The organism is Pseudarthrobacter sp. 05T312 (assembly GCF_056396685.1).
The window spans coordinates 223,061-246,799 of the sequence record NZ_JBFTLY010000003.1 but is presented as its reverse complement, the minus strand read 5'-3'; the positions used below and the strand labels follow the sequence as shown (position 1 = coordinate 246,799).

The 23,739-nt window shown below is 67.6% G+C and carries 23 protein-coding genes; 15 read left to right on the top strand and 8 right to left on the bottom strand.

Annotated elements, in window-relative coordinates; all coding sequences use genetic code 11:
- Nucleotides 1-15 precede the first annotated feature (15 nt).
- Together AC1DIP_RS07150 and AC1DIP_RS07145 are read right to left on the bottom strand one after the other, a co-directional pair.
- On the bottom strand, nucleotides 16-561 hold the full coding sequence (locus tag AC1DIP_RS07150; RefSeq protein WP_477733323.1) for a DUF1697 domain-containing protein: 546 nt from the start codon (nucleotides 559-561) through the stop codon (nucleotides 16-18).
- Between the two features lie 43 nt (nucleotides 562-604).
- Complete coding sequence (locus AC1DIP_RS07145; protein WP_009356552.1) at nucleotides 605-1,324, bottom strand: IclR family transcriptional regulator; 720 nt, start codon at nucleotides 1,322-1,324, stop codon at nucleotides 605-607.
- 113 nt (nucleotides 1,325-1,437) lie between these two features.
- Here AC1DIP_RS07145 and leuC point away from each other — a divergent pair, with 113 nt between their 5' ends.
- The 6 genes from leuC to AC1DIP_RS07115 all read left to right on the top strand — a co-directional run bounded on the left by leuC (nucleotide 1,438) and on the right by AC1DIP_RS07115 (nucleotide 7,951).
- On the top strand, nucleotides 1,438-2,892 hold the full coding sequence (leuC, locus tag AC1DIP_RS07140) for a 3-isopropylmalate dehydratase large subunit (RefSeq protein WP_477733322.1): 1,455 nt from the start codon (nucleotides 1,438-1,440) through the stop codon (nucleotides 2,890-2,892).
- Between the two features lie 9 nt (nucleotides 2,893-2,901).
- Nucleotides 2,902-3,504 carry a 3-isopropylmalate dehydratase small subunit gene (gene leuD / locus AC1DIP_RS07135; RefSeq protein ID WP_387556543.1) on the top strand — a complete coding sequence of 201 codons (603 nt, stop codon included), beginning with the start codon at nucleotides 2,902-2,904 and terminating at the stop codon, nucleotides 3,502-3,504.
- A 147-nt stretch (nucleotides 3,505-3,651) separates the two neighbouring features.
- Nucleotides 3,652-4,977, top strand: coding sequence for a UDP-N-acetylglucosamine 1-carboxyvinyltransferase (murA, locus tag AC1DIP_RS07130; protein WP_026265620.1), 1,326 nt, complete (start codon nucleotides 3,652-3,654; stop codon nucleotides 4,975-4,977).
- A gap of 9 nt (nucleotides 4,978-4,986) precedes the next feature.
- On the top strand, nucleotides 4,987-5,757 hold the full coding sequence (locus tag AC1DIP_RS07125; RefSeq protein ID WP_477733321.1) for a lysophospholipid acyltransferase family protein: 771 nt from the start codon (nucleotides 4,987-4,989) through the stop codon (nucleotides 5,755-5,757).
- Nucleotides 5,754-6,803 (top strand): NAD(P)H-dependent glycerol-3-phosphate dehydrogenase, encoded by a 1,050-nt coding sequence (locus tag AC1DIP_RS07120; protein WP_477733320.1) that lies wholly within the window; start codon nucleotides 5,754-5,756, stop codon nucleotides 6,801-6,803. Before AC1DIP_RS07125 ends, AC1DIP_RS07120 begins: the two co-directional genes overlap by 4 nt.
- A 2-nt stretch (nucleotides 6,804-6,805) precedes the next feature.
- Nucleotides 6,806-7,951 (top strand): D-alanine--D-alanine ligase family protein, encoded by a 1,146-nt coding sequence (locus AC1DIP_RS07115; RefSeq protein ID WP_477733319.1) that lies wholly within the window; start codon nucleotides 6,806-6,808, stop codon nucleotides 7,949-7,951.
- A gap of 235 nt (nucleotides 7,952-8,186) precedes the next feature.
- Here the strand turns inward: AC1DIP_RS07115 and AC1DIP_RS07110 are convergent, their stop codons facing one another.
- A complete protein-coding gene (locus tag AC1DIP_RS07110) occupies nucleotides 8,187-8,690 on the bottom strand; it encodes a DUF3515 domain-containing protein (RefSeq protein ID WP_477733318.1) in 504 nt (167 codons plus the stop codon).
- A 69-nt stretch (nucleotides 8,691-8,759) separates the two neighbouring features.
- Here AC1DIP_RS07110 and thiL point away from each other — a divergent pair, with 69 nt between their 5' ends.
- The 4 genes from thiL to rsmD are packed head-to-tail and all read left to right on the top strand — an operon-like array spanning nucleotide 8,760 to nucleotide 13,759.
- On the top strand, nucleotides 8,760-9,806 hold the full coding sequence (gene thiL / locus AC1DIP_RS07105) for a thiamine-phosphate kinase (protein ID WP_477733317.1): 1,047 nt from the start codon (nucleotides 8,760-8,762) through the stop codon (nucleotides 9,804-9,806).
- A gap of 22 nt (nucleotides 9,807-9,828) precedes the next feature.
- Nucleotides 9,829-10,815 carry a DAK2 domain-containing protein gene (locus AC1DIP_RS07100; RefSeq protein WP_141183379.1) on the top strand — a complete coding sequence of 329 codons (987 nt, stop codon included), beginning with the start codon at nucleotides 9,829-9,831 and terminating at the stop codon, nucleotides 10,813-10,815.
- Nucleotides 10,805-13,075: an ATP-dependent DNA helicase RecG gene (locus tag AC1DIP_RS07095; protein ID WP_477733316.1), complete on the top strand. Its 2,271-nt coding sequence runs from the start codon at nucleotides 10,805-10,807 to the stop codon at nucleotides 13,073-13,075. Before AC1DIP_RS07100 ends, AC1DIP_RS07095 begins: the two co-directional genes overlap by 11 nt.
- A 39-nt stretch (nucleotides 13,076-13,114) precedes the next feature.
- A complete protein-coding gene (rsmD, locus tag AC1DIP_RS07090) occupies nucleotides 13,115-13,759 on the top strand; it encodes a 16S rRNA (guanine(966)-N(2))-methyltransferase RsmD (protein ID WP_476211578.1) in 645 nt (214 codons plus the stop codon).
- Here rsmD and AC1DIP_RS07085 read toward each other — a convergent pair.
- Together AC1DIP_RS07085 and AC1DIP_RS07080 are read right to left on the bottom strand one after the other, a co-directional pair.
- On the bottom strand, nucleotides 13,756-14,550 hold the full coding sequence (locus AC1DIP_RS07085) for a spermidine synthase (RefSeq protein WP_477733315.1): 795 nt from the start codon (nucleotides 14,548-14,550) through the stop codon (nucleotides 13,756-13,758). The genes rsmD and AC1DIP_RS07085 overlap by 4 nt on opposite strands.
- Nucleotides 14,550-15,779: an aminotransferase class I/II-fold pyridoxal phosphate-dependent enzyme gene (locus AC1DIP_RS07080; protein WP_476211576.1), complete on the bottom strand. Its 1,230-nt coding sequence runs from the start codon at nucleotides 15,777-15,779 to the stop codon at nucleotides 14,550-14,552. Before AC1DIP_RS07080 ends, AC1DIP_RS07085 begins: the two co-directional genes overlap by 1 nt.
- Before the next feature lie 43 nt (nucleotides 15,780-15,822).
- Between AC1DIP_RS07080 and coaD the strand changes: the two genes are divergently transcribed.
- From coaD to mutM, 5 genes are all read left to right on the top strand, one after another.
- The gene (coaD, locus tag AC1DIP_RS07075; RefSeq protein ID WP_476211575.1) at nucleotides 15,823-16,323 is read left to right on the top strand and encodes a pantetheine-phosphate adenylyltransferase; all 501 of its coding nucleotides are present in this window, start codon (nucleotides 15,823-15,825) and stop codon (nucleotides 16,321-16,323) included.
- A 122-nt stretch (nucleotides 16,324-16,445) separates the two neighbouring features.
- Nucleotides 16,446-16,970, top strand: coding sequence for a YceD family protein (locus AC1DIP_RS07070; protein ID WP_476211901.1), 525 nt, complete (start codon nucleotides 16,446-16,448; stop codon nucleotides 16,968-16,970).
- A gap of 36 nt (nucleotides 16,971-17,006) precedes the next feature.
- A complete protein-coding gene (gene rpmF, locus AC1DIP_RS07065; protein ID WP_009356569.1) occupies nucleotides 17,007-17,210 on the top strand; it encodes a 50S ribosomal protein L32 in 204 nt (67 codons plus the stop codon).
- A 20-nt stretch (nucleotides 17,211-17,230) separates the two neighbouring features.
- Complete coding sequence (gene rnc / locus AC1DIP_RS07060) at nucleotides 17,231-17,959, top strand: ribonuclease III (protein WP_476211574.1); 729 nt, start codon at nucleotides 17,231-17,233, stop codon at nucleotides 17,957-17,959.
- Nucleotides 17,960-17,965: 6 nt separating this feature from the next.
- Nucleotides 17,966-18,931, top strand: a complete 966-nt coding sequence (mutM, locus tag AC1DIP_RS07055) for a bifunctional DNA-formamidopyrimidine glycosylase/DNA-(apurinic or apyrimidinic site) lyase (protein ID WP_476211573.1) — start codon at nucleotides 17,966-17,968, stop codon at nucleotides 18,929-18,931.
- A gap of 33 nt (nucleotides 18,932-18,964) precedes the next feature.
- Here mutM and AC1DIP_RS07050 read toward each other — a convergent pair whose 3' ends face one another.
- From AC1DIP_RS07050 to AC1DIP_RS07040, 3 genes are read right to left on the bottom strand one after another with little or no spacing between them, the layout of a single operon-like run.
- On the bottom strand, nucleotides 18,965-19,936 hold the full coding sequence (locus AC1DIP_RS07050; RefSeq protein WP_476211572.1) for an NAD-dependent epimerase/dehydratase family protein: 972 nt from the start codon (nucleotides 19,934-19,936) through the stop codon (nucleotides 18,965-18,967).
- Complete coding sequence (locus AC1DIP_RS07045; RefSeq protein ID WP_477733314.1) at nucleotides 19,933-22,599, bottom strand: alpha/beta fold hydrolase; 2,667 nt, start codon at nucleotides 22,597-22,599, stop codon at nucleotides 19,933-19,935. Before AC1DIP_RS07045 ends, AC1DIP_RS07050 begins: the two co-directional genes overlap by 4 nt.
- Nucleotides 22,593-23,645, bottom strand: coding sequence for a 3-oxoacyl-ACP synthase III (locus tag AC1DIP_RS07040; RefSeq protein ID WP_476211900.1), 1,053 nt, complete (start codon nucleotides 23,643-23,645; stop codon nucleotides 22,593-22,595). Before AC1DIP_RS07040 ends, AC1DIP_RS07045 begins: the two co-directional genes overlap by 7 nt.
- Nucleotides 23,646-23,739: the final 94 nt, after the last annotated feature.

Sequence of the window (23,739 nt, the reverse complement as noted above, 5' to 3'; positions counted from 1 at the left end):
GGACTGCCGGCTGGCCTAGCCGGCTGCGAGGGCCTGTGCGGCGTCGCGGACCTTGACCAGGGTGCGCAGGTTCCGGGTGGTGGTCGCGGCCTTGAACTTTGCCTTGGAGCTGATCTTGCTGAACGGGCTGTCCAGTGTCCCGCCCGCGGGTGCCAGCCAGGCGAGGGCCTCAGGTGCCAACCGCTGCTGGTCATGGCCGTCCAGTCCTGAACCCGCCGCCTCCAGTTCGTCGAGGACGGCAGGGTCAGAGGAGAGGGTGATGTAGGTGTGGGTGGACTTGTCGTCCTCCGGATAGGGGCAGGCCTCCACGAGGTGGCCCACCCAGGCGGCGTCAAGCACCACTACCCATGCTTCGTAGCCGAAAGCTGCACGGAGGCATTTTTCGCACTCCCGCTTTACCGCTGCGGCGTCCAGGCTGCTGGACAGCACCACGTTGCCGCTCGCCAGCAGGGTCTTCGCGTCCTCGAAACCACAGGTCTTCAATGCGTCCCTGAGGTCCGCCATTTTGATATTGATTCCGCCAACGTTGATGCCGCGGAGGAATACTGCATAGCTGCCCATGGGCACAGCCTAGCGGCGCGGGCGGCCGGGGGAGGGGAAGGTCCTAGTCGTTGTTCTTCCGCAGCGCCTCGGTCAGGATGCGGCCGGCATTGCAGACAACTTCCGCGTGGAGGCGTCCCGGCTGCCGGGTCAGCCGCTCGATGGGGCCGGAAATGGAGACGGCGGCAATCACCCGGCCGGACGGGCCCCGCACCGGTGCCGAGACGGAGGCGACCCCCGGCTCGCGTTCGCCAAGGCTCTGTCCCCAGCCCCGCCGTCGTACTCCTGCCAGGACGGTGGGGGTGAAGCGCGCCGACTGCAAACCCTCCAGGAGCCGGTCGTGGTCTTCCCACGCCAGCAGGACCTGGGCGGCCGAACCGGCTTTCATGGACAGCTGGGTGCCGACCGGAATGGTGTCGCGCAGGCCGATGGGGCGCTCGGCGGAGGCGACGCAGACGCGCCAGTCACCCTGCCGGCGGAAGATCTGTGCGCTTTCGCCGGTGGCGTCACGCAACTGCATGAGCACGGGGCCGGCCGAGGCGATCAGGCGGTCCTCGCCGGCGGCGGAGGCGAGCTCGACCAGCCTGCTGCCGAGCACGAACCGGCCCTGGATGTCGCGGCTCACCAGCCGGTGGTGCACCAGCGCCAGGGCGAGGCGGTGGACGGTGGGCCGGGCCAGGCCGGTGGCGGCCACGAGCTGCGCCAGCGTGGTGGGGCCCGCCTCGAGGGCATCAAGCACCTGGGCCGCTTTATCAATGACACCGACTCCACTAGAATTGTCCATGTAATGATATTGCCGTCTCATTATCTGAGATGCAAATCTTTCGGGTGGCGCGGCGCGGAGGCCTCCTGATTCAGTTGAACTATTCAGCCAAACAGCAGTGAAGGGAGATGGCCATGGGAAAGACATTGGCCGAGAAAGTCTGGGACGCACACGTGGTGCGCAAAGGTGACGGCGATGGTGCCAACGCCCAGCCCGACCTTCTCTTCATCGACCTCCACCTGGTCCATGAAGTCACGTCCCCGCAGGCCTTTGAAGGCCTGCGCCTGGCCGGCCGCAAGCTGCGCCGGCCGGACCTGACCATCGCCACCGAAGACCACAACACCCCCACCCTGGATATCGACAAGCCCATTGCCGATCTCACCAGCCGCACCCAGATCCAGACCCTGCGCAACAACTGCGCGGAGTTCGGTGTCCGGCTGCACAGCCTGGGCGACGCCGAACAGGGCATCGTCCACGTGGTGGGTCCCCAGCTGGGCCTTACCCAGCCGGGCATGACCGTGGTCTGCGGCGACTCGCACACCTCCACCCACGGCGCGTTCGGTGCGCTGGCCATGGGCATCGGAACCTCCGAGGTGGAGCACGTCATGGCCACCCAGACGCTCTCGCTCAAGCCGTTCAAGACCATGGCCATCAACGTGGAGGGCACCCTGCGTCCCGGCGTGACCGCCAAGGACATTATCCTCGCCGTGATCGCGAAGATCGGCACCGGCGGCGGCCAGGGCTACGTGCTGGAATACCGCGGCTCCGCCATCCGGGCGCTGTCCATGGAAGCGCGGATGACCATCTGCAACATGTCCATCGAGGCCGGCGCCAGGGCCGGCATGGTGGCGCCGGACCAGACCACCTACGACTACATGATGGGCCGCCCGCACGCGCCGGAAGGCGCGGACTGGGACGCCGCCGTCGAGTACTGGAACACCCTGAAGACCGACGACGACGCCACCTTCGACGTCGAGGTGGACCTGGACGCCGACACGCTGGAGCCGTTCGTCACCTGGGGCACCAACCCGGGCCAGGGCGTGTCCCTGTCCCAGGCCGTTCCGTCCCCCGGGGACTTCGGCGACGAGAACGCCAAGGCCGCCGCCGAGCGTGCCCTGCAGTACATGGGCCTCGAAGCCGGCACGCCGATGAAGGACATCCGTGTCGACACCGTCTTCCTCGGTTCCTGCACCAACTCACGGATCGAGGACCTGCGCGCCGCCGCAGACATCATCCGCGGCCGTGAAAAGGACCCGCAGGTCCGCATGCTGGTGGTGCCCGGCTCGGCCCGCGTCCGGCTCGAAGCCGAGGCGGAGGGCCTGGACAAGGTCTTCAAGGACTTCGGTGCCGAATGGCGCTTCGCCGGCTGCTCCATGTGCCTGGGCATGAACCCGGACCAGCTGGAGCCGGGGGAGCGGTGCGCCTCCACGTCCAACCGCAACTTCGAAGGGCGCCAGGGCAAGGGCGGCCGCACCCACCTGGTGTCCCCGGTGGTGGCAGCGGCAACGGCCGTGCGCGGCACGCTCAGCTCGCCGTCGGACCTTGAACCGGCCCCCGAACCCGCAGCCATCCGCATCGACGCAGCCTAGGACGACACCATGGAAAAGTTCACCAAGCACACCGGCATTGGCGTCCCGCTGCGCCAGAGCAACGTCGACACCGACCAGATCATCCCCGCGGTGTACCTCAAGCGCATCACCCGGACCGGCTTCGAGGACGCCCTGTTCTCGGCGTGGCGGAAGGACTCCTCCTTCATCCTGAACCAGGAGCCGTACAGCGCGGGCTCGGTCCTGGTGGCCGGCCCGGATTTCGGAACCGGTTCCTCCCGCGAGCACGCCGTCTGGGCCCTGAAGGACTACGGCTTCAAGGCTGTGCTGTCGTCCCGCTTCGCCGATATCTTCCGCGGCAACTCGGGCAAGCAGGGGCTGCTCGCCGCCCAGGTGGCCCAGGACGACATCGAGCTGATCTGGAAGGAACTCGAGAACGCCCCCGGGACCGAGGTCACGGTGGACCTGGAGTCCAAGACCGTGGTGTGCGGCAACATCGTGGCACCCTTCGAGATTGACGACTACACCCGCTGGCGGCTCCTGGAAGGCCTGGACGACATCGGGCTGACCCTCCAGCACGAGGCCGACATCACCGCGTACGAGGCAACCCGCCCGGCCTTCAAGCCCAAGACCCTGCCGGCAAAGCTTTCCTAGCCACGGCAGCCATCCGGTGGCGGGGCTCCGGCCCCGCCACGCCCCGCCGCCGGTGCCCCCTTATTTCGGTTCGGTAACGCGACCTCCTATGCTTGGTTGGAGCCTTTGCAAGGTTTTGGGGGCTAGTGATCGTGAGGAAACCGGTATATGAGTAGTGTTCTGACAATCCGCGGCGGTGTCCCGCTTACAGGCCGCGTCAGCGTCCGTGGGGCAAAGAACCTTGTCCCCAAGGCAATGGTGGCGGCGCTGCTGGGCAATGAACCCTCGGTGTTGCGGAACGTGCCGGAAATCAAGGACGTGGAGGTTGTTACCTCCCTCCTGCAGCTGCATGGCGTGACGGTGGAGAAAGACCCCGTCAACGGCGACCTGACCCTTGACCCCAAGGCTGCCAAGACCGCGCCGAGCACCGCGATCGATGCCCACGCCGGCGACTCCCGCATTCCCATCCTCCTCTGCGGACCGTTGATCCACGCGATCGGCGAGGCCTTCATCCCGGACCTGGGCGGCTGCAAGATCGGCGACCGGCCCATCGACTACCACCTGGACGTCCTGCGGCAGTTCGGCGCCGTCGTGGAGAAGCGCCCGGGCGGCATCCACATTTCGGCCCCCAAAGGCCTGCACGGAGCCAAGATCTCCCTCCCGTACCCGTCCGTGGGTGCCACGGAACAGGTCCTGCTGAGCGCCACCCGCGCCGAGGGCATCACCGAACTCTCCGGTGCCGCCACCGAACCGGAGATCATCGACCTCATCGCCGTGCTCCAGAAGATGGGCGCCATCATCAGCGTCCAGACCGACCGCACCATCCGCATCGAGGGCGTCCGCGACCTCGGCGGATACAACCACCGGGCACTCTCGGACCGCAACGAGTCCGCATCCTGGGCGTCCGCTGCGCTGGTGACCCGCGGCGACATCTTCGTCGAGGGCGCCTCCCAGCGCGACATGATGACCTTCCTGAATACCTACCGCAAGGTGGGCGGCGGAATGGACATCGGCGAGGACGGCATCCGCTTCTACCACAAGGGCGGAAAGCTGAACCCGCTGGTCCTCGAAACGGACGTCCACCCCGGCTTCATGACCGACTGGCAGCAGCCGCTGGTGGTGGCCCTGACCCAGGCCGAAGGCGTGTCGATCGTCCACGAGACCGTGTACGAAAACCGCTTCGGCTTCACCGACGCCCTCATCCGCATGGGCGCCAGCATCCAGGTGCACCGGGAATGCCTGGGCAGCGTTCCATGCCGGTTCGGCCAGCGGAACTTCCTCCACTCGGCCGTCATCTCCGGACCTACCCAGCTCAAGGGAACCGACATCGACGTCCCCGACCTCCGCGGCGGCTTCAGCCACCTGATCGCAGCCCTGGCCGCCACGGGAACTTCGCGGGTCACCGGCATCGACATCATCAACCGCGGCTATGAGCGCTTTACCGAGAAGCTTGCCGGCCTCGGCGCCGATTTCGACATCACCACCACGAAGTAGAGCGGGACCGTGAAGGAATCTGCCAAGAGCAGGGCCACATTTGTGTTCATCGCCGGCGTCGTCCGGCCCCTGATGAACCTCATGATGTCCAAAACGTGGGAAGGCACGGAAAAACTTCCCGCCGGCGGCTTCATCGCCGCGCCCAACCACTGCACCGAAATCGACCCCCTGGTGGTGGGGCACATGCTCTACAACCAGAAACGGGCCCCCCACTTCCTGGCCAAGGCAGCACTGTTCAAGGTTCCCGGCCTGGGCCCGCTCCTGCGCGCCACCAAGCAGGTGCCGGTGGAGCGTTCGACGGCGGGCGCGAACCGGTCGCTGCAGGTGGCCCAGGAGATCGTGGCTGAGGGCGGCGCCATCATCATCTACCCCGAAGGCACGCTGACGCGCGATCCCGGGCTGTGGCCAATGAAGGGCCACACCGGTGCGGCGCGGCTGGCCCTCGAAGGGGGCATCCCCGTGGTGCCCATCGCCCACTGGGGGGCGCACGAGGTCTTCCCCCGGTACGGCAAGCGGTTCCACCTGTTCCCCCGGAAGCGTTCCCGGGTGGTCGTGGGCGATCCCGTGGACCTCAGCTCCTTCAAAGGCCGTCCGCTGGACAAGGCCACACTGGGCGAAGCCACCGAGCTGATCATGGACGCCATCACCGACCTCCTCGCCGGCCTGCGCGGAGAACAACCGCCGGCCGAGCGCTGGGACCCTGCCAAGCAGCAGCAGTCCAAGCACGGGCGGTTCGTTGACCGCGGGCAGCAGCCCGGCGCGGAGACGGAAGCCCAGTGACCGGTGACGGCAGGCCGGGTGCGGCCCGGACAGTGGCCGTCCTCGGCGCAGGATCCTGGGGGACGACGTTCGCGAAAGTCCTTGCCGACGCCGCCATTGCCACGGGCACCCCGCGTGCCATCAGGCTGTGGGGCAGGCGCGCCGAAGTGGTGGACGAGATCAACACCAGCCACCGCAACAGCGACTACCTCAAGGACATCGTCCTGCCGGAAAGCATCACCGCTTCCACTGAGGTCCGCGAGGTCCTGTCCGGGGCCGAACTCGTGGTGGTCGCCGTTCCGGCCCAGTCGCTCCGTTCGCAGCTGCGGGAATGGAAGGACATGATCGCCCCCGGAGCCGTCGTCGTCTCGCTCATGAAGGGCCTGGAGCTGGGGACTGACTCCCGGATGAGCGAAGTCATCAGCCAGGAACTCGGCCTGCCACCGGAACGCATCGCCGTGGTGTCCGGCCCCAACCTGGCCATGGAAATTGCCCGCGAGGAGCCCACGGCGTCAGTGGTGGCGTGCTCGGATTCAGCGACGGCGGGCTGGCTGGCCAGGACCTGCACGGCCCCATACTTCCGGCCCTACACCACGGCGGACGTCGTCGGCGTTGAAATTGGCGGCATCGTCAAGAACGTCATTGCCCTGGCCGTGGGCATCTGCGAGGGAAAGCAGATGGGGGACAACACCAAAGCCTCCGTCATTACCCGCGGCCTGGCCGAAACATCCCGCCTGGCCCTGGCACTGGGCGGCGAAGCCAAGACCATGGCCGGGCTTGCCGGACTCGGCGACCTCGTGGCCACGTGCTCCTCCGCGCTGTCCCGCAACCACACCGCAGGGCGGCTGCTGGGCCAGGGCCTGACGCTCGAGGAGGTGGGCCGAAAGATGACCCAGACCGCCGAAGGCATCAAATCCGGCCAGGCCGTCCATGAACTTGCCGGCAAGCTCGGCGTCGAAATGCCCATCACTGCCGCCGTCGTGGCGGTACTGGCAGGCAAGCTGTCCGTTGACCAACTCGGGCCGGTGCTGCTGTCCCGGGAACTGAAACCTGAAGGCGATTACTGACCATGTCCCAAGACACACCCACCACGGGTCAAACAGCCACCAGGAAACCGCGCGTCGCCGTGCTCTTCGGCGGCCGGTCCAGCGAGCACGCCGTCAGTTGCGTCACGGCCGCAGGCGTCCTGGGGGCCATCAACAAGGACAAGTACGAGGTCATTCCCATCGGAATCGCCAAGACCGGCCAATGGGTTCTCGCCCCCGCTGAAGCCGCAGAATGGTCCCTCGCGGCCTCGTCGCTTCCTGAGGTCGTTCCGTCGCCGGAAACCGTCACCCTGGCCGAGATCGGCGGGGAACACCAGCTGATCGTGGCCTCGCCCAACCAGGTCCCGCAGGAACTGGGCGCCGTTGACGTGGTCTTCCCGCTACTGCATGGCCCCTTTGGCGAGGACGGCACCATCCAGGGACTCCTTGAACTGTCCGACACCCGCTACGTCGGAGCCGGCGTGCTGGCGTCCGCCGTCGGCATGGACAAGCACTACATGAAGGTGGTCTTCGAAGCCGCCGGGCTGCACGTCGGGCCGTACGTGGCCGTGACGGACAGGCAGTGGCGCAAGGACCCCGAAGCTGTGCGGAAGCAGGTCGACCGGCTGGGCTTCCCCGTCTTCGTCAAACCGGCCCGCGCCGGTTCCTCGATGGGAATCTCCAAAGTCGACTCCCTTGAAGAGCTGGACGCGGCCATCGAGGAAGCCCGGCGGCACGACCTCAAGCTGGTGATCGAAGCCGGCATCGTGGGACGCGAAATCGAGTGCGCGGTCCTGGAAGGCCGGGGCACTGATGCGCCGCGTACATCCATGCCCGGCGAAATCTCCGTGGCCGGAGGTACGCACGAGTTCTATGACTTCAATGCCAAGTACGTCGAAGATGATGCAGCATCCCTCAGCTGCCCGGCCGACATGCCCGCGGAGGCCATCGCCCGCGTCCGCGAGCTGGCCGCTGCTGCGTTTGATGCCGTAGGCGCCGAAGGCCTCAGCCGCGTGGACTTCTTCTACACCCCGGACGGCGAGTTGATCATCAACGAGATCAACACCATGCCCGGCTTCACGCCCAAGAGCATGTACCCGCAGATGTGGGCAGCTTCCGGCCTGGGCTACGCCGACCTCATTGACGAACTGATCTACCTGGCACTGCACCGCAACACCGGCCTCCGCTGATCCCCACCGGCACCCTAACCTCGCTTCGCTTCGGCCAAGGAACCCTGCCGGCGTGGGCCCACCACCGGCGGCCTAGCCTCGCTTCGCTTCGGCCAGGCCTCGCTTCGCTTCGGCCAGGGAACCCTGCCGGCGTGGGCCCACCACCGGCGGCCTAGCCTCGCTTCGCTTCGGCCAGGGAACCCTGCCGGCGTGGGCCCACCACCGGCGGCTGTCCGGAGGTTGAGCCTGCCGAAACCTACTGGCTCTTGGGCAGGTTCTGCAGATCCTCCTGGCCCACGCAGTTCCGCGTTGACGGAATCTTGCCGGCAGCCGCCGCAAGGTCCGCGAGCACTGTCGCGGAGCTGATCTTGTCCGGATCCATCACGATTTCCGTGGCCGGTTCCCTGCCGTAGGTGGTCAGCGTCCACGCCGGATCACCTTCCTTGATCACCCAGTCAACCCCGTTAACGGTGACGCAGCGGTCGGTCGTCGGCCCCGGCACGTTGACGCCGCAGCGGAGGATGACCAGCGAGGGATCGCCCCAGGCCGCGGTGGCCTGGCTGTTGGTCTTCCGCAGCTTCGAATCGCCAATGGCATCGGGCAGGGCCACCATCATGGGCGCGCACGCCGGGTTGGCGGCGTCCTTCGCGGCGGTGACATCCACTGCGGGGGAGCAGGATGCCAGGGAAAGGACGGCAATAGCACCAACCACCGCCATCCTGGCGGCGCGGGCGGACAGGGGGAGCTGGGGATGGTGCATGGTTCCAGCCTATCGCCGCCGCCGCCCCCGTCCGGACACAATGTCGGCCGGGCGCGGTAGCGTAGTGGCGTGCCTGAAGACCTTCGAAACCGCGTAGACCACCAGCCCACCGTGGCCGGGCTTTCCGAAGCCGACCTGCTGGCCCGGATCTTTCCGCGCCTCCGGATGGAGGCCGGGCACAATGTAAGCACGTTGCTTGGGCCGGGGGACGACGCCGCCATTGTCGCGGCACCGGACGGGCGAACCGTCATCAGCATCGACACCCAGGTCCAGGACCAGGATTTCCGTATGCTGTGGCCCAGCGGCTACCGCACCACCGGGTTCGACGTCGGCTGGAAAGCAGCGGCGCAGAACCTTAGCGACATCAATGCCATGGGTGCCCGGGCCACCTCCATGGTGGTCAGCCTCACGCTCCCCGTCGACACCCCGGTCGCCTGGGTGGAGGACCTGGCGGACGGGCTGGCAGCCGGAATCCGGGAACTCGGGGCAGTCCACTGTTCCGTGACGGGCGGCGACCTCGGCCGTGGCCGGGAAATTTCCGTGACCGCCGCTGTCCTCGGAACCCTCGACGGCGCCCGGCCGGTGCTCCGCTCCGGTGCCCGGCCGGGGGACATCCTGGCGCTCGCGGGAACGGTTGGCCATGCGGCAGCGGGCCTTGCCCTCCTCGAATCGGGAATCGCCGCGGATATCCTGACGCCCGCGGAGCAGGCCTTCGTCGACCTGCAGTGCCGCCCGCGGCCGCCGCTGGAAGCCGGGCCTGCAGCCCGGGAGGCAGGAGCCACAGCCATGCTGGATGTATCGGACGGACTCCTGCGCGACGGAAAGCGGCTCGCCGCCGCGAGCGGTGTCGCCGTTACCCTCGATCCGTTACGGCTGACCCGGTTGGCCGAACTCCTGGGACCCGCCGCGGCGCGGCTGGGAGCGGATGCGGCGCCATGGGTGCTGGGCGGCGGTGAGGACCACGGGCTGCTGGCCACATTCCCTGCCGATGTTCAGCTGCCACCCGGATTCACTGCGATAGGCTCGATACATGCACTCGGCACCGACGAAGGCCCGGGTGTCCTGATAGCTGGCCGGGCCGCGGACACCGGGGGATGGGATCACTTTGCATACTAAGGTTGCCGCCAACGCGCTGGCCATGAAGAGGTGGCTGGGCAAGGCTGAAACTGCCCTGGGAAACCACAGCGACCGGCTCAACGCCATCAATATCTTTCCCGTGGCTGACGGGGATACCGGCACCAACCTCTACCTCACGGTCCGTGCTGCGGCGCGTTCGCTGGTGCTCGACCCTGACCAGCCTGCCCCGGTGGACGTCGGGGAAGTCCTCTCCATGGCCGGCCAGGCCGCCATGGAGGAGGCGCGGGGAAATTCCGGAACCTTGTTCTCGGTGTTCCTCTGTGCGGCAGCTGAGCCGCTCGCCGGTCATACCCGGTTGACGTCCACCCTGCTCTCGGCGGCCCTGAACCGCGCGCAGATCCGGGCGTGGTCTGCCCTGAGCGATCCCGTTCCCGGAACCATGCTTTCAGTCATGGAAGCGGCGGCACGTGCGGCCGCCGCCGTAGACGCCGGCCAGGACGGCGATGACAGCAACCACGCCCTGGGCCTTGCCCTGGACGCGGCGGTGGAGGGGGCGCTGGCCGCCGTGATCCACACCGAAGAACAGCTCGATGCGCTCCAGTCTGCCCATGTGGTGGATGCAGGTGGTGTGGGAATGCTGCTGATCCTTGACTGCCTCCGCTCCGCCGTCATGGGGGAGGAACTGCAGGGGGAGCTTCTCGACGGCCTCCATGGCTACGACGTCTCCGATCCCCACATCCACACGTCCATGCCGGCCGACGACGGCGTGGAAGTCATGTGCACCATCAGCCTGTCGCCGCTGAATGCCGCCACCCTGCGGCAGCGGCTCGACGAAATCGGCGAGTCAGTAATCATGAGCCAGGTGGGCAACGGGCCGGACGCCGATGGCAACTACCGGTGGCGGGTGCACGTGCACGTGCCGGACGCCGCCCCGGCCGTAGGGATTATCCGGTCCCTGGGAGAACCCTCCCAGATCAGCATCAGCGAACTGGCCCTGCCGCGGGATCCGGGTGCGGACGCGGTGAACACCGGCGGGCATGAACGCTGAACTGGAGCTGGCCCTGGAGCGGCGAATCGGGAAGCGCTCAGCGGCCGTCATTGAGAAACACCTCGGCATCACCACGGTTGAGGGCCTCCTGAACTACTACCCCCGCCGCTACATGAGCCGCGGCGAGTTGACCCCCATCGCTGAGCTTCCGCTGGATGAGGACGTGACCCTTATAGCCAGGGTCCTCTCCAGCAGCACCCGGCAGATGCAGGCACGGCGCGGGACCATCACCGACGTCATCGTCTCAGACGACGACGGGAAGCAGGGACTGCGCCTGGTCGGCGGGCGGGATTACACCGGCAAAGTTCCGGGCACCCTGAAAATCAGCTTCTTCAACGGGTTCAAGGCGAAAAACGAGCTCCTGCAGGGACGCCGCGCCTTGTTTTCGGGCCGGGTAACCAGTTTCAAGGGGAAGCTGGGCCTTACCAACCCCGACTTCCAGCTCCTGGACGAAGATCCGTTCAGCGACGCCGGCAAAGACCCGGAGAAACTTGCCGCCATGCCGATACCGGTCTATCCGGCCACGGCCAAGCTACCCAGCTGGAAGATCCAGAAAGTGATCGCCACGCTGCTCGAAACTTCCGACCTTGGCTCGCTGCCGGACCCGGTCCCGCCGGAGGTCGCAGCCAGGGAAGGCTTCCTCCCCGTCGCGGACGCCTACCGCCTCATCCACGTTCCCGAAACTGCCGGCGACTGGAAACGTGCCCGCGACCGGTTCCGTTACCAGGAAGCACTGGTGCTGCAGTCAGCCCTGGCCCGGCGCCGGGCCCAGCTTGCCGCGGAGGAAGCCACCGCCCGGCGTCCTGTGGGCGACGGGATCCTGGCCGCTTTCGACCATACGCTGCCGTTTACGCTCACGGCCGGCCAGGCTGCCGTCGGCAAGACCCTCGCGGCGGAACTGGCCCAGGACACGCCCATGAACCGGCTCCTGCAGGGCGAAGTGGGCTCCGGGAAGACCGTCGTGGCGTTGCGTGCCATGCTCCAGGTGGTGGACGCCGGCGGCCAGGCCGCGCTGCTTGCCCCCACCGAAGTGCTCGCAACCCAGCACTTCGACTCCATCCGCCGCACCCTGGGTCCGCTCTCCAGCGACGGCCTCCTGGGCGGCCTGGCCGGCGGCAACGGGCCTTCCGTCCAGGTCACGCTGCTCACCGGGTCCATGCCAACGGCGGCACGGAAGCAGGCCATGCTCGACGCCGCCTCCGGGACCGCAGGCATCGTTATCGGCACCCATGCGCTGCTCAGCGACAACGTCTCCTTCTATGACCTCGGCCTGATCGTGGTGGACGAACAGCACCGTTTCGGCGTGGAACAGCGCGATGCCCTGCGGGCCAAAGCCAGGAAGCCGCCGCACCTGCTGGTCATGACCGCCACGCCCATTCCCCGCACCGTGGCAATGACCGTCTTCGGCGACCTTGAAACCTCCACCCTGGATGAACTGCCCAAGGGACGGGCACCGATCAGCACCCACCTCGTGGGCCTTGCCGAGAATCCGGCGTGGGCGGCGCGGATCTGGGCACGCGCCCGGGAGGAAATTGACGCCGGCCACCAGGTGTACGTGGTCTGTCCCAAGATCGGGACGGACGACGATGGCGACTTCAGCCCCGGCGAGGCCGCACCGCCGGGCGTGGAGGCGGAGGAGGCCCGGGAACTTGCATCCGTCACCGCCGTCGTGGACCACCTGCTGGGCGAGCCCGCGCTGGCCGGGGTTCCGCTGGCTCCCCTCCACGGGCGCCAGGACCCGGAGCTGAAGACGGACACCATGGCCGGATTCACTGCCAACCGCATCAAGCTGCTCGTCTCCACCACCGTGATCGAAGTGGGGGTGGACGTGCACAACGCCACGCTGATGGTCATCCTGGACGCTGACAGGTTCGGAATTTCCCAGTTGCACCAGCTTCGCGGCCGTGTGGGCCGCGGCGGCCTGCCCGGGACCTGCCTGTTGGTAACCGCCCTTGAAGCGGGCCACCCCAGCAGGCGCCGGCTGGACGCTGTGGCTGCCACCACGGACGGGTTCGTCCTGTCGCAGGAGGACCTCAAGCTGCGGCGCGAGGGCGATATCCTTGGTGCTTCCCAGTCCGGCGGCCGCTCCACACTGAAGCTGCTTCGGGTCCTCGAACATGAGGACGTGATAGCCCGTGCCAGGGACGACGCGCAGGCAATCGTCGGCGGGGACCCGCTGCTGTCCGGCCACCCCGAGCTCGCCGGGGCCATCGAGAAGTACCTCAACCCCGAGAAGGAGGCGTTCCTTGAACGCGGTTAGCAACGACGGAGCAGGCGCGGCCGAACCGCGGTGGATGCCGTGACGCGGATCATCGCCGGCGCGGCCGGCGGCACACCGCTGGCGGCCGTCCCGGGATCGCTGACCCGGCCCACGACCGACCGGGTCAAGGAAGCGCTGTTTTCCCGACTGGATGCCTTTGACGTGATTGCCGGCGCCCGGGTGCTGGATCTCTACGCCGGCTCCGGTGCCCTGGGGGTGGAAAGCGGCAGCCGGGGTGCACAGTCGGTGGACCTCGTCGAGTCTGACGCCAAGGCCAGTGCCGTGTGCCAGCGCAACGCAGACCTCATCAATGGGGTGCTGGGCGGTAAAACCGTAACGGTCCACCGCTCCAAGGTGGAGCCGTTCCTTGACCGCGCCGCGGCGGCGGCCGCCTGGGACCTCGTGTTCCTGGACCCGCCGTATCCGCTGGAGGACGCCACGCTCGCCGCCGTGCTGCAGAAGCTCGCCGGCCATTTGGGGTCCGGGGCCGTGGTGGTGGTGGAACGCTCGTCACGCTCCCCTGAACCGGGGTGGCCGGACGGGATGACGCGCTTCGCCGAAAAGAAGTACGGGGAAACCAGGCTGTGGTTCGCGGAGCCGTTCGTTCCCGATGCGATCACCCCTGACGACCTTGCTGACGCCGCCAAGTCCACGGCCGGCCAACCTGCTTCCCCTGACGCTTAGGGCGGTCCCTGGGCGCAGAACGGATCCAGGTCCACTCCCGCCAGGACCCGGGCAGGGTGCGGGCCGCGCGCTTCCAGCTCGGCTGTCCACGATTCCGGCCAGGGGCCCTGGGTTCCGGCAAGGATAATGTTGCCCGGGTACCTTCCCTGGAACATGCCGGCCTCGGCAAAAGCGGCCACGTCCGCTATGGCACTGCGCATTGCAGCCACCTGGCTCCTACCAAGCGTGAGCGCCGGTTCGTCCCCGACATTGACGATCAGGAGCCCGTCCGGGCGGAGGCGGTCCCTGGCTTCACGGTAGAAACCGCTCGTGGCGATGTGGGCCGGCGCCTCCGGTCCGGAGAAGATGTCCAGGATCACGACGTCGAACGCCAGGCCGGGGTCCAGCGCACCGAGCGCTTCGCGGGCATCGCCGATGATGGTGGTCAGGTTCGTTCCTTCGGGCATGGGAAGGTGCCGCAGGACGAAGTCGAGCAGTTCGCGCTCCAGCTCAACCGCGTACTGCACTGACCCCGGACGGGTTGCCTGGATATACCGCGCCAGGGTCAACGCGCCCGCACCCAGGTGGAGCGCCGAGATGGGTTGTCCGGGCGGGGCCGCCAAATCCACGAGGTGCCCGATCCTGCGGAGGTATTCGTAGAAGATGTCTTCCGGCCGGTCGAGGTTGACGTGCGATTGTTCGGCTCCGCCGATGCTGAGCACGTAGCCGCCGTCGGTAAAGGCATCGGGCTCGATGGTGGCGTGCTGGCCGGTGGTGCGCAGGAAACGGCTGGCGGCCCCGTGGCTGGGCATCAGAGCCTGCCGCGCAGGGTAGCCAACCGCGCGGCAGCTTCCTCCAGGACGTCGTTCTTCTTGCAGAAGGCAAAGCGGAGCAGGCTGCGCGTCTGCTCGGCACCTTCCGGATGGCAGAAAACCGGAACGGGAATGGCTGCGACCCCCACCAGTTCCGGCAGTCGGCGGGCGAGGTCCAGGGCATCGGTGATGCCCAGCGGCGCCGTGTCCACGTTGACGAAGTAGGTGCCCTGCGGGCTGAAGACGTCAAAGCCGGCGGCCCGGAGCCCGGCGCTGAGAATGTCCCGTTTCTGCTCCAGGGCAGAAGCGATGCCCCTATAGAAATCATCGGGGAGGGCCAATCCCTTGGCGATCGCTGCCTGGAACGGCGTGCCCGAACTGTAGGTCAGGAACTGCTTTACCGTGCGGACGGCGGCCACCAGTTCCTCCGGCCCGCTCAGCCAGCCGATCTTCCAGCCGGTGAGGGAAAACGTCTTGCCGGCCGAGGAGAGGGTGATGGTCCGCCCAGCCGCGCCAGGAAGGGTGGCCACCGGTGTATGGACTACGCCGAAGGTCAGGTGCTCATACACTTCATCGGTGATGATGGTGCTGCCGTGCCGGCGTGCCAGGTCCACCACCCGCTGCAGGACCGCGGGCGGAAACACTGCGCCGGTGGGATTATGCGGGTTGTTCAGCAGCACCACCTTGGTCCGCTCGCTGAAGGCCGCCTCCAAGGCCGCCACGTCCGGCATGAAGTCCGGGGCAGCCAGGGGAACGGTCGTGTGGGTGGCCCCGGAAAGTCCGATGACCGCACCGTAGGAGTCGTAGAACGGCTCGAACGTCAGGACCTCGTCGCCCGGTCCGGCAAATGCCAGAAGGGCAGCGGCGATGCCTTCAGTGGCCCCGGTGGTGATGATGACTTCCGTCGCCGGATCCGGAGCCAGGCCGTAGAAGCGTTCCTGGTGCGCTGCTACCGCCTCGCGGAGCTCGGGGAGGCCCTTGCCCGGTGCGTACTGGTTGGCGCCGGACGCAATGGCCGCCCGGGCCGCTTCCCTGATTTCAACCGGACCGTCCTCGTCGGGGAAGCCTTGTCCCAGGTTGATGGCGCCTGTCCTGACGGCCAGGGTGGTCATCTCTTCGAAGATGGTCACTCCCAGGCCGCCGTCCGCCGCCAGGAGGTTTGCCCCGAGCGCGGTGCGCTGCCAGGGAGCAGGTGCCAGGGGTGTGGAAAGTTCCCGTGCTGGATGCATCCAGTCATGGTATCCCGGCCTTTCCATGGGGTAGGTTCGGAGCATGAGACGCGCTGTGTGCCCCGGATCCTTCGACCCCATCCACAACGGCCATCTCGAAGTGATCGCGCGGGCTGCCGGCCTGTTTGATGAGGTCATTGTGGCCATTTCCACCAACTACGCCAAGAAGTACAGGTTCACCCTGGATGAGCGGCTGGAAATGGCGCGCGAAACCCTGGCGTCGCTCAAGGGCATCGTGGTGGAACCCGTGGGGGAGGGGCTCCTGGCCGAGTACTGCCGCCAGCGGGGCGTTTCCGCCATCGTCAAGGGGCTCCGGTCGTCGTCGGACTTCGACTACGAGCTCCCCATGGCCACCATGAACCGGCAGTTGAGCGGCGTGGAAACGGTCTTCCTCCCGGCCGAGGCCAGCTACCTGCATTTGTCCTCCACCCTGATCAAAGAGGTGGCGTCCCTGGGCGGAAGCGTCTCGGACTACGTTCCCAGGTCAGTGCACCGGCGCATGGTGGCCGGCGAGCCTTCGCCGGATCAGCAGCAGAGGCGGTAGGCTGGATCGGTACTTCGGCGCTGCCTGCTGCCGGTTTGAGTCACCATGGCTCTTCAGGCTAAGATGGTACGTCGGTCATATGTTCAACAGGAGTTCTCATTAACAGAGATGCTGGTTCGCCCCTGGCGTTCGACGTCAAGGACCTCGGGCGCAGCCCGGGAAGCATGCGGACACTGAAGGAACATGTACCCGCACCGGGTGATCTTGGTGTGGCGCTCATTGGTGTTCAGGAAGGCTCGGATGTCGAGCTCGACCTGAGGCTGGAGGCCGTACACGAAGGAATTCTGGTATCTGGAACCGTCCTCGCCGAAGTAACCGGCGAGTGCGGCCGATGCCTGGATCCCCTTGCGTATGACCTTGAGGTCAATGTGCAAGAACTTTTCTTCTATGAGGGCACTGAGCTCTCGGACGGAGAAGAAGATGAAGAGCAACGTCGAGTCGAGCACGATGTAATCGATCTTGAACCGGTGTTGCGGGACGCGGTTGTCACCAATCTGCCGTTCCAGCCGGTGTGCCGGGAAGACTGCCAGGGCCTTTGCTCCGAATGCGGAGTTCGCCTGGAAGACGAGCCGGGGCACCACCACGAGGTCCTGGATCCTCGCTGGGCTGCCCTAGCTGATATGGCTAAGCCTGACCGGCAAAATTGATTTGTACGTGTTTGTCTAGAGAGAAATGAGTTAGCCGTGGCTGTTCCCAAGCGGAAAATGTCTCGCTCGAATACCCGCGCCCGCCGCTCGCAGTGGAAGGCGACCGCCCCCCACCTGGTGAAGACCGTTGAGAACGGTCAGGTCACCTACAGCCTGCCGCACCAGGCAAAGGTCGTTACCGACTCTGCTGGCACCGCGCTGTTCCTTGAGTACAAGGGCCGCAAGGTCGCTGACGTCTAATCGGCCCAACAGGCTGACTGATGTCTTCAACTGAAGAGCTTCTGAAGCGTCTCGGTGTCACTATTGACGCCGGGACGCTTCGTCTTGCGCTTACCCACCGCTCGTACGCTTACGAGAACGGCGGCATCCCCACCAACGAGCGGCTCGAATTCCTGGGCGACTCCATCCTGGGGTTCTCCGTGACCGATGCCCTGTACCGGGACAACCCGGACCTGCCCGAAGGCGAACTCGCCAAGCGCCGGTCCGCCGTCGTCAGCACCCGCGCCTTGGCCGGCATCGGCCGCACCCTGGGCATCGGCGAGTACATCTACCTGGGGCAGGGCGAGAAGCTCACCCATGGGAAAAACAAGGCGTCCATCCTCGCGGACACCATGGAGGCCCTGATCGGGGCCACCTACGTCTCCAACGACATCGAGACCGCGCGCCAACTCGTCATGCGGCTGATCGGTCCGCTGCTGAAGGACGCCGCTGTCCTGGGTGCCGGCACCGACTGGAAGACCAGCATCCAGGAGCTCGCGGCCAGCCGGCAGCTTGGCAGCATCCACTACGCAGTGGACGGGACCGGACCGGACCACGCCCGCACTTTCACCGCTGTCCTGAACATCGGCGGAAACGCCTACGGCAAGGGTTCCGGGCATTCCAAGAAGGAAGCGGAGCAGGAAGCGGCCGCGGACGCCTGGCGGGTGCTTTCCGGCGCCGAAACCCGGAATGCTGCCGGCACTTCCGCTGGTTCCGTCACCGCCAAGTAGCGTTCCGTGCCTGAACTGCCCGAAGTCGAAGTGGTGCGCCGCGGCCTGGTGAACTGGGTCCGCGGCAGGACCATCAGCGCTGTCGATGTCCTCGATCCCCGCTCCATCCGCCGCCATGCCCTGGGCGCCGGGGACTTCATCGGCAACCTCGAGGGCGCAACCGTCACTGACGTCGTGCGCCGCGGCAAATTCCTGTGGATGCCGCTGAGCGACACCGCGGCTGAACCGGGCAACCCGGAAACGGCGCCGGCGCCGGAAGTGGCACTCATGGCACACCTGGGGATGAGCGGCCAGCTCCTGATGCAGGACCCGGACGTCCCTGACGAAAAGCACCTCAAGGTCAGGCTTCGCCTCAGTCCCCGGGACGGGATGCCGGCCCAGCTGCGGTTCGTCGACCAGCGGATCTTCGGGGGCCTCTTCGTCACCGCTTTGGTCCCCACCGACGACGGCGGACCCGGCGGCCTCGCCGAATCACCCCTTCCGCTCATCGCCGCGGAAGCCGCCCATATTGCGCGGGACCCCCTGGACCCCGCCTTTTCGTTCGACCTCTTCTACCAGCGCCTCCGCAAGCGCAGGACGGGCCTGAAACGGGCGTTGCTGGACCAGGGCCTGGTGTCGGGCATCGGCAACATCTACGCCGACGAAGCCCTCTGGCGGGCCCGCCTGCATTTCGCCCGGGCCACCGACACCCTTCGCAGGAGCGAGGCCCAACGCGTCCTGGAGAGTGCCCGCGAAGTCATGCTCGATGCCCTGGCCGCCGGCGGAACCAGTTTCGACTCCCTCTACGTCAACGTCAACGGCGCGTCAGGCTACTTTGACCGGTCCCTGAACGCCTACGGACGCCAGGGTGAGCCTTGCAGGCGGTGCGCCGCAGCGGGCATCAGTTCCACCATCCGCCGGGACCAGTTCATGAACCGTTCGTCCCATACCTGCCCCGTGTGCCAGCCGCGGCCCCGCAACGGCCGCTGGTAGCATTCGCGCAGAACACCAGTCTTGGCCGGCAGGTCAGCGGGAACCGTAGTACTCTGCCAACCGTGCCAGGCCCTCGTCAATCGAGACAGCCGGCGTCCAGCCAAGGAGTTTTTGGGTCTCCCGCTGGTCGAACCAGTGGGCGGTGGACAGCTGTTCGGCAAGGAACCTGGTCATCGGGGGCTCGTCCTGCTTACCCAACCGGAGCCACGCCCTTTCCACCGCTGTTCCCGCGATCCGGGCAAACTTCCCTGGCACTGACCATGACGGCGCAGGTACGTCGCCGGCGGCGCAGATCCCGGCAATGAGTTCGCCCACCGGCCGGGGCTCGCCGTTGGTGACGACCAGGGCCCTCCCGTGGATGTGGCTGATGCGGTCCAGCGCGGCAACGATTGCTGCCGCCGCGTTGTCCACGTACGTGGTATCGATCAGCGCGGCACCCGCATCCAGCAGCGGCAACCGCTTCCGGGCAGCCCGGGCCAGGACCCGTTCCACCAGTTGGGTGTCGCCCGGCCCCCAGACGACGTGAGGCCGCACCGCGGCAACCCGGAAGTCCGGTGCGTCGGCGGCCAGGGCCAGCAGTTCAGCCTGCGCCTTGGTCCGCGAATAGTCGCCGTGGGCATGCACCGGGTCGGCCGGCTCCGCGCCAAGACCTGCGATGGCGGCGCCCGAATTGGCCACCGAAGGCGAAGAAACGAAGACCACGTCCCCGACCCCGGCTTCGCGGGCTGCCAGGAGCAGGCGCCGTGTCCCCCCTACGTTCACCTGGTCAAACTCGTCGGCGCGGCCGGTGAAGGAGACTTTGGCGGCAAGGTGGATGACGGCGTCCGCGCCCCGGACTGCGGCCGTGACGGCTGCATCATCGGTGAGGGAACCGCACCGGTCCGCCGCGCCGTCGACCCCCGAAGGACGCCGCTGGAAGGTGGTGACTTCGTGGCCCCTGCGTACCAGCAGGCCTGCCACCTCGCGCCCCAGCAGGCCGCTCGCGCCCGTGACCAGGACTTTCATGGCTTCCCCGGGCGGCCGCCGGCCAGGACGGTTGAAGCCCAGCGGGACAACCGCGACCTGTCGATCTTCGCGTTGTGGCGGATGTCGGTGGGCTGTGCAGGGACAACCAGGACTGCAGCCACGGAAACGCCTGCGGCAAGGGCCGCGCCGCGTACCTGCGCTGCCAGTCCAGGGGCGGCCGGGCCCGCTTTACGGGCCGGCGGCGAGGTTTCGACGACGGCGGCGATGGCCTGCGTGCCGGCCGGACCCACCCCGACCACGGCTGCCATGCTGACGCAGTCCAGGTTTTCGATGGCCTGCTCGGCCCCTACCGGCGTGACCACCGCGCCGGGCGCCGTGATGATGTGCGCCAGGCGGCCCTCCACCCAAAGGCGGCCGTCGGCGTCGAAATGGCCCACATCGCCGGTGCGGTGCCAGCCGGCCGGCCCCGCACTCGCCCGGTCAGTCAGCCAAAGCCGGTCATAGCCGCCCTTGACGTGCGGCGCGCTGACCAGGATTTCCCCGGTGACACCCGCTTCCGTGACCGGGTCTGGTCCCGGGACGGTACCGTCCCCCGCCAGTGGGATTACGGCTACGCGGGCGCCCTGGACCGGGCGCCCCACGCAGACGCCGTTGCCTGCCCCCGGCGTCGTCCCGGAGCCCGCGTCGGCCGTGGCGGCCTTGATCTGTTCAAGGCTGATGTCGGTGACGGGAAGGGCCTCGGTCATGCCGTAGGGGGTATGCAGCGAGGCGGCAGGCAGCAGGTGCTGCACCTCGTCAAGGAGCGGTCCGGGAACCGGAGCGCCGGCGGAGAGCAGCAGGTCGACCCGCTTGAGCGCGGCCGCGCCCTCCGGGGTGAGCCCTGCCTGCGTTGCGACGACATTGCGCAGGGCGGCGGGAGAGGCGAAGACCACCGTGGCGTCGATGGCCGCTGCCGCAGCAGCGAGCGCATGCGCGGTCAGGGTGCGTGGCGCGGTGACATCCATGGCCGGCGTCACGGACACGGTTCCCAGCGCGGGTCCCAGCAGCGCGAACGGTGCGAAGCCGGCCACGAGCCTGTCACCGGGCTCGATGCCGAAAGTTCCGGCTACGGTGTCCCGCATGGCGGCAAGCTGCCCGTGGGTGTACTGGACGCCCTTGGCGGGCCCGGTGGATCCGGACGTGAAAAGCACGGCTGCGGGGGAGTCCATCGCCGGGCTGAAGGCAGGAGCGGCGCCGGCGCCGGCTTGCCCCGCGCTTGTCCTGGCCAGGGCGGCCAGCGAGGTCTCCACGCCGAGCACCCGCCGCTGTACGGCCGGCAGGTCCCGTACGCTGATACGCCTGGCCGCCCATCCCAGTGCACGCGCAGCGGCCAGGGCCTTGTCGATCCCGATCAGGACATCAGGCGTCGCTCCCTTCACCGCCCGGCTCAGCCCCCTGGTACCCAGGCCGGCGTCAGCCACTACCACCACGGCGCCCAGCCGAAGGCAGGCATACAGGGCAACGGTCAGGTCCACGCCGGGCGGAACCATCAGGCTTACCCGGGTGCCCGGCCCGACACCCGCCCCCTCCAGCCCGGCGGCGAGGCGCCCCACGCTTTCCTCAAGCTGCCGCCAGGTGAGCGAACGTGCCTCCGTGCCGTCCGGAGCCATTTCGACGACGGCCCTCGCCCCGGCGGCTGGTCCGGCGGCATGTTCCCCAAGGAGCCCCCACAGGGGCGTGAAGCCATCACCGGCAGCCGGGGAGTCAACAGCAGCGGCGCTGTCCCCGCCCTGCGCGAGGCGGCCGGCCAGCCAGTCGAAGACGGGGGTGGCGATGTCCCGGTCCTCTGCCACCAGGTGTCCCGCACCCTCATACCGGTGCACGTCGGCGTGCGGAAGGCGGGTGAGCAGATCCTTCAGGTAGCGGTCGGAGAAGATCGGATCCCGCGGGCCCCACAGCATCAGGGCCGGCACGTCAAGGCCGCGCAGGCCTTCCGCCACGCCGGTGAGGGCAGCGAAGCTCGGGTGCGACCCGTCGACGGGTATGTCAGCGACGAAGTTGCCGACCCCTGCGCGGCGCGCGGGCCCCCGGTAGGGGGCCATGAAGGCATCCCGCACGTCGGCGGGCAGCGGCGGGTGTGCCAGCGAATGGGTCACCCGCAGGAAAGCGTCGGAGGTGGTGGTTCCCCACCGGTGCACTGCCGGGTGCAGGGCAAGGCGCAGCGCCGGCGGGATGGGTGAGCCCGCGGGCTGGTGCACGGCGGTGTTGGTCAGGACGACGCCCGCCAACTGGTCGGTATGGGCAAGCGCCCAGCCGAGGCTGGCCGCCCCGCCCCAGTCGTGGCCCACGGTGACCACCGGGCCTGCCAGGGACAGGGCTTCGGTCAGGTCGCCCAGGTCGTTGATGCGGTCCGCCAGGCGCCGGAAGGTACCCGTCCGCTCCGAAAAGCCCATGTCCAGCTGGTCCACGGCCACCACGCGCCACGGATGCGCGGGGTCGGACCCGGCAGCCAGCAGGCTCCGCCACAGATAGGACCAGGTGGGGTTGCCGTGCACGCACAGCAGCGTCCCCAGCGGAGCCAGGCCGCGGCGGGACAGTTCAGCCCCGTTGTCCAGCAGGTGCCAGCGCCGCACCGTGCCGGGTGCATCAATGCTTGACGTGGAGGGGACATCGATCTCGCGGGACCACTCGGCGTTGACGCCCGGCCAGGCCGCGATCACCAAACGATTTCCAGCATTGCGGTGTTCAGGCCGGAGCCGACGCCCATGCACAACACCCGGTCGCCGGTTCCGAGCGACTGCGCCTCGGCGGCAAGCGTCATGGGAAGCGACGCCGGTCCAACGTTGCCCCAGTGCGGGAACGTGATGGGCACCTTGTCCGGGTCCAGGTCGATGGCATCGATGATGGCGTGGGTGTAGGCGTTGCTGACCTGGTGGGTGACGTAGCGGTCCATGGCCGCCCAGTCCCATTCCGGCTGCGCTTCCTGCCATGCGTCAACCACCAGCTGGAGGCCGCCGTCGAGCAGGCCCTTGGTGTCGGTGTGCATGCCGTCGATGCCGCCCACGCACAGTTCGTGGTGCTCGGTACCGGCACGCATCACCCCGCCCACCACACGGTGCGCGCCGGGGTGCTGGTCCGCGGGGCCTAGGACGGCTGCGGCAGCGCCTGACCCCAGGGTCAGCGTCGCGAACTCCCGGTTGAAGTCATCCCGCGTGGTTTCGGGCCGCTGCAGTCGTGCCAGGGTTGCCTCCTGCGTCAGCTGGGCGTCCTCGCCGTTGACGATGACGGCGTATTTGATCTGGCCGGAGTCGATCATGTTGGCTGCCAGGGTCAGGGCATTGACGAATCCCAGGCAGGCGTTGGCAAGGTCAAAGTTCATGGCCGACGACGGCAGGCTGAGGCTGTGGTGGATCTTCACCGCCACGGAGGGCTCCAGGTTGCGCCGTGTCACCGACGTGTTAATCAGCAGGCCTACGTCGGACGCTGCGATGCCGGCCTCGGCCAGGGCTTTGGCGCCGGCTTCCACGGCAGCATCGTCGAACGATGTTCCGGCAGCCCACCAGCGCCGGTGCGTGATTCCCGCCACCCGCTCCAGGAGCCGCGGCGGAAACTTCAGGCGCTGCAGGGTCGATGCCAGCCGGCGGTCAAAGTCCGTGGAGCTCACAATCCTGGGCGCTTCGACGCTGCTGACCGAAAGCAGCGCGGTGTTGCTGTGGCGGAAGGTTGCATTACCTGCCAATTCAAGCCCCTCTTCGTTTTCGTCCCGCATTCCTGCGGTGACTGTACCCACATTCATGCAGGCTCAAGAGCTTAACTATGCCTTTGCACCGCCGGATCATGCATATCCACCCGTCGCGCCTGCG

Coding starts and splice junctions, on each gene's coding strand:
- AC1DIP_RS07050 (WP_476211572.1), bottom strand. CDS start 19,936: ATGAAAGTCCTGGTCACGGGCGCGAGCGGCCTGCTGGGGCGCGAGGTG.
- AC1DIP_RS07080 (WP_476211576.1), bottom strand. CDS start 15,779: ATGCATCCAGCACGGGAACTTTCCACACCCCTGGCACCTGCTCCCTGG.
- leuD (WP_387556543.1), top strand. CDS start 2,902: ATGGAAAAGTTCACCAAGCACACCGGCATTGGCGTCCCGCTGCGCCAG.
- AC1DIP_RS07040 (WP_476211900.1), bottom strand. CDS start 23,645: ATGCGGGACGAAAACGAAGAGGGGCTTGAATTGGCAGGTAATGCAACC.
- AC1DIP_RS07110 (WP_477733318.1), bottom strand. CDS start 8,690: ATGCACCATCCCCAGCTCCCCCTGTCCGCCCGCGCCGCCAGGATGGCG.
- AC1DIP_RS07100 (WP_141183379.1), top strand. CDS start 9,829: ATGAAGAGGTGGCTGGGCAAGGCTGAAACTGCCCTGGGAAACCACAGC.
- AC1DIP_RS07115 (WP_477733319.1), top strand. CDS start 6,806: ATGTCCCAAGACACACCCACCACGGGTCAAACAGCCACCAGGAAACCG.
- murA (WP_026265620.1), top strand. CDS start 3,652: ATGAGTAGTGTTCTGACAATCCGCGGCGGTGTCCCGCTTACAGGCCGC.
- leuC (WP_477733322.1), top strand. CDS start 1,438: ATGGGAAAGACATTGGCCGAGAAAGTCTGGGACGCACACGTGGTGCGC.
- AC1DIP_RS07145 (WP_009356552.1), bottom strand. CDS start 1,324: ATGGACAATTCTAGTGGAGTCGGTGTCATTGATAAAGCGGCCCAGGTG.
- AC1DIP_RS07095 (WP_477733316.1), top strand. CDS start 10,805: ATGAACGCTGAACTGGAGCTGGCCCTGGAGCGGCGAATCGGGAAGCGC.
- AC1DIP_RS07150 (WP_477733323.1), bottom strand. CDS start 561: ATGGGCAGCTATGCAGTATTCCTCCGCGGCATCAACGTTGGCGGAATC.
- rnc (WP_476211574.1), top strand. CDS start 17,231: ATGTCTTCAACTGAAGAGCTTCTGAAGCGTCTCGGTGTCACTATTGAC.
- coaD (WP_476211575.1), top strand. CDS start 15,823: ATGAGACGCGCTGTGTGCCCCGGATCCTTCGACCCCATCCACAACGGC.
- AC1DIP_RS07085 (WP_477733315.1), bottom strand. CDS start 14,550: ATGCCCAGCCACGGGGCCGCCAGCCGTTTCCTGCGCACCACCGGCCAG.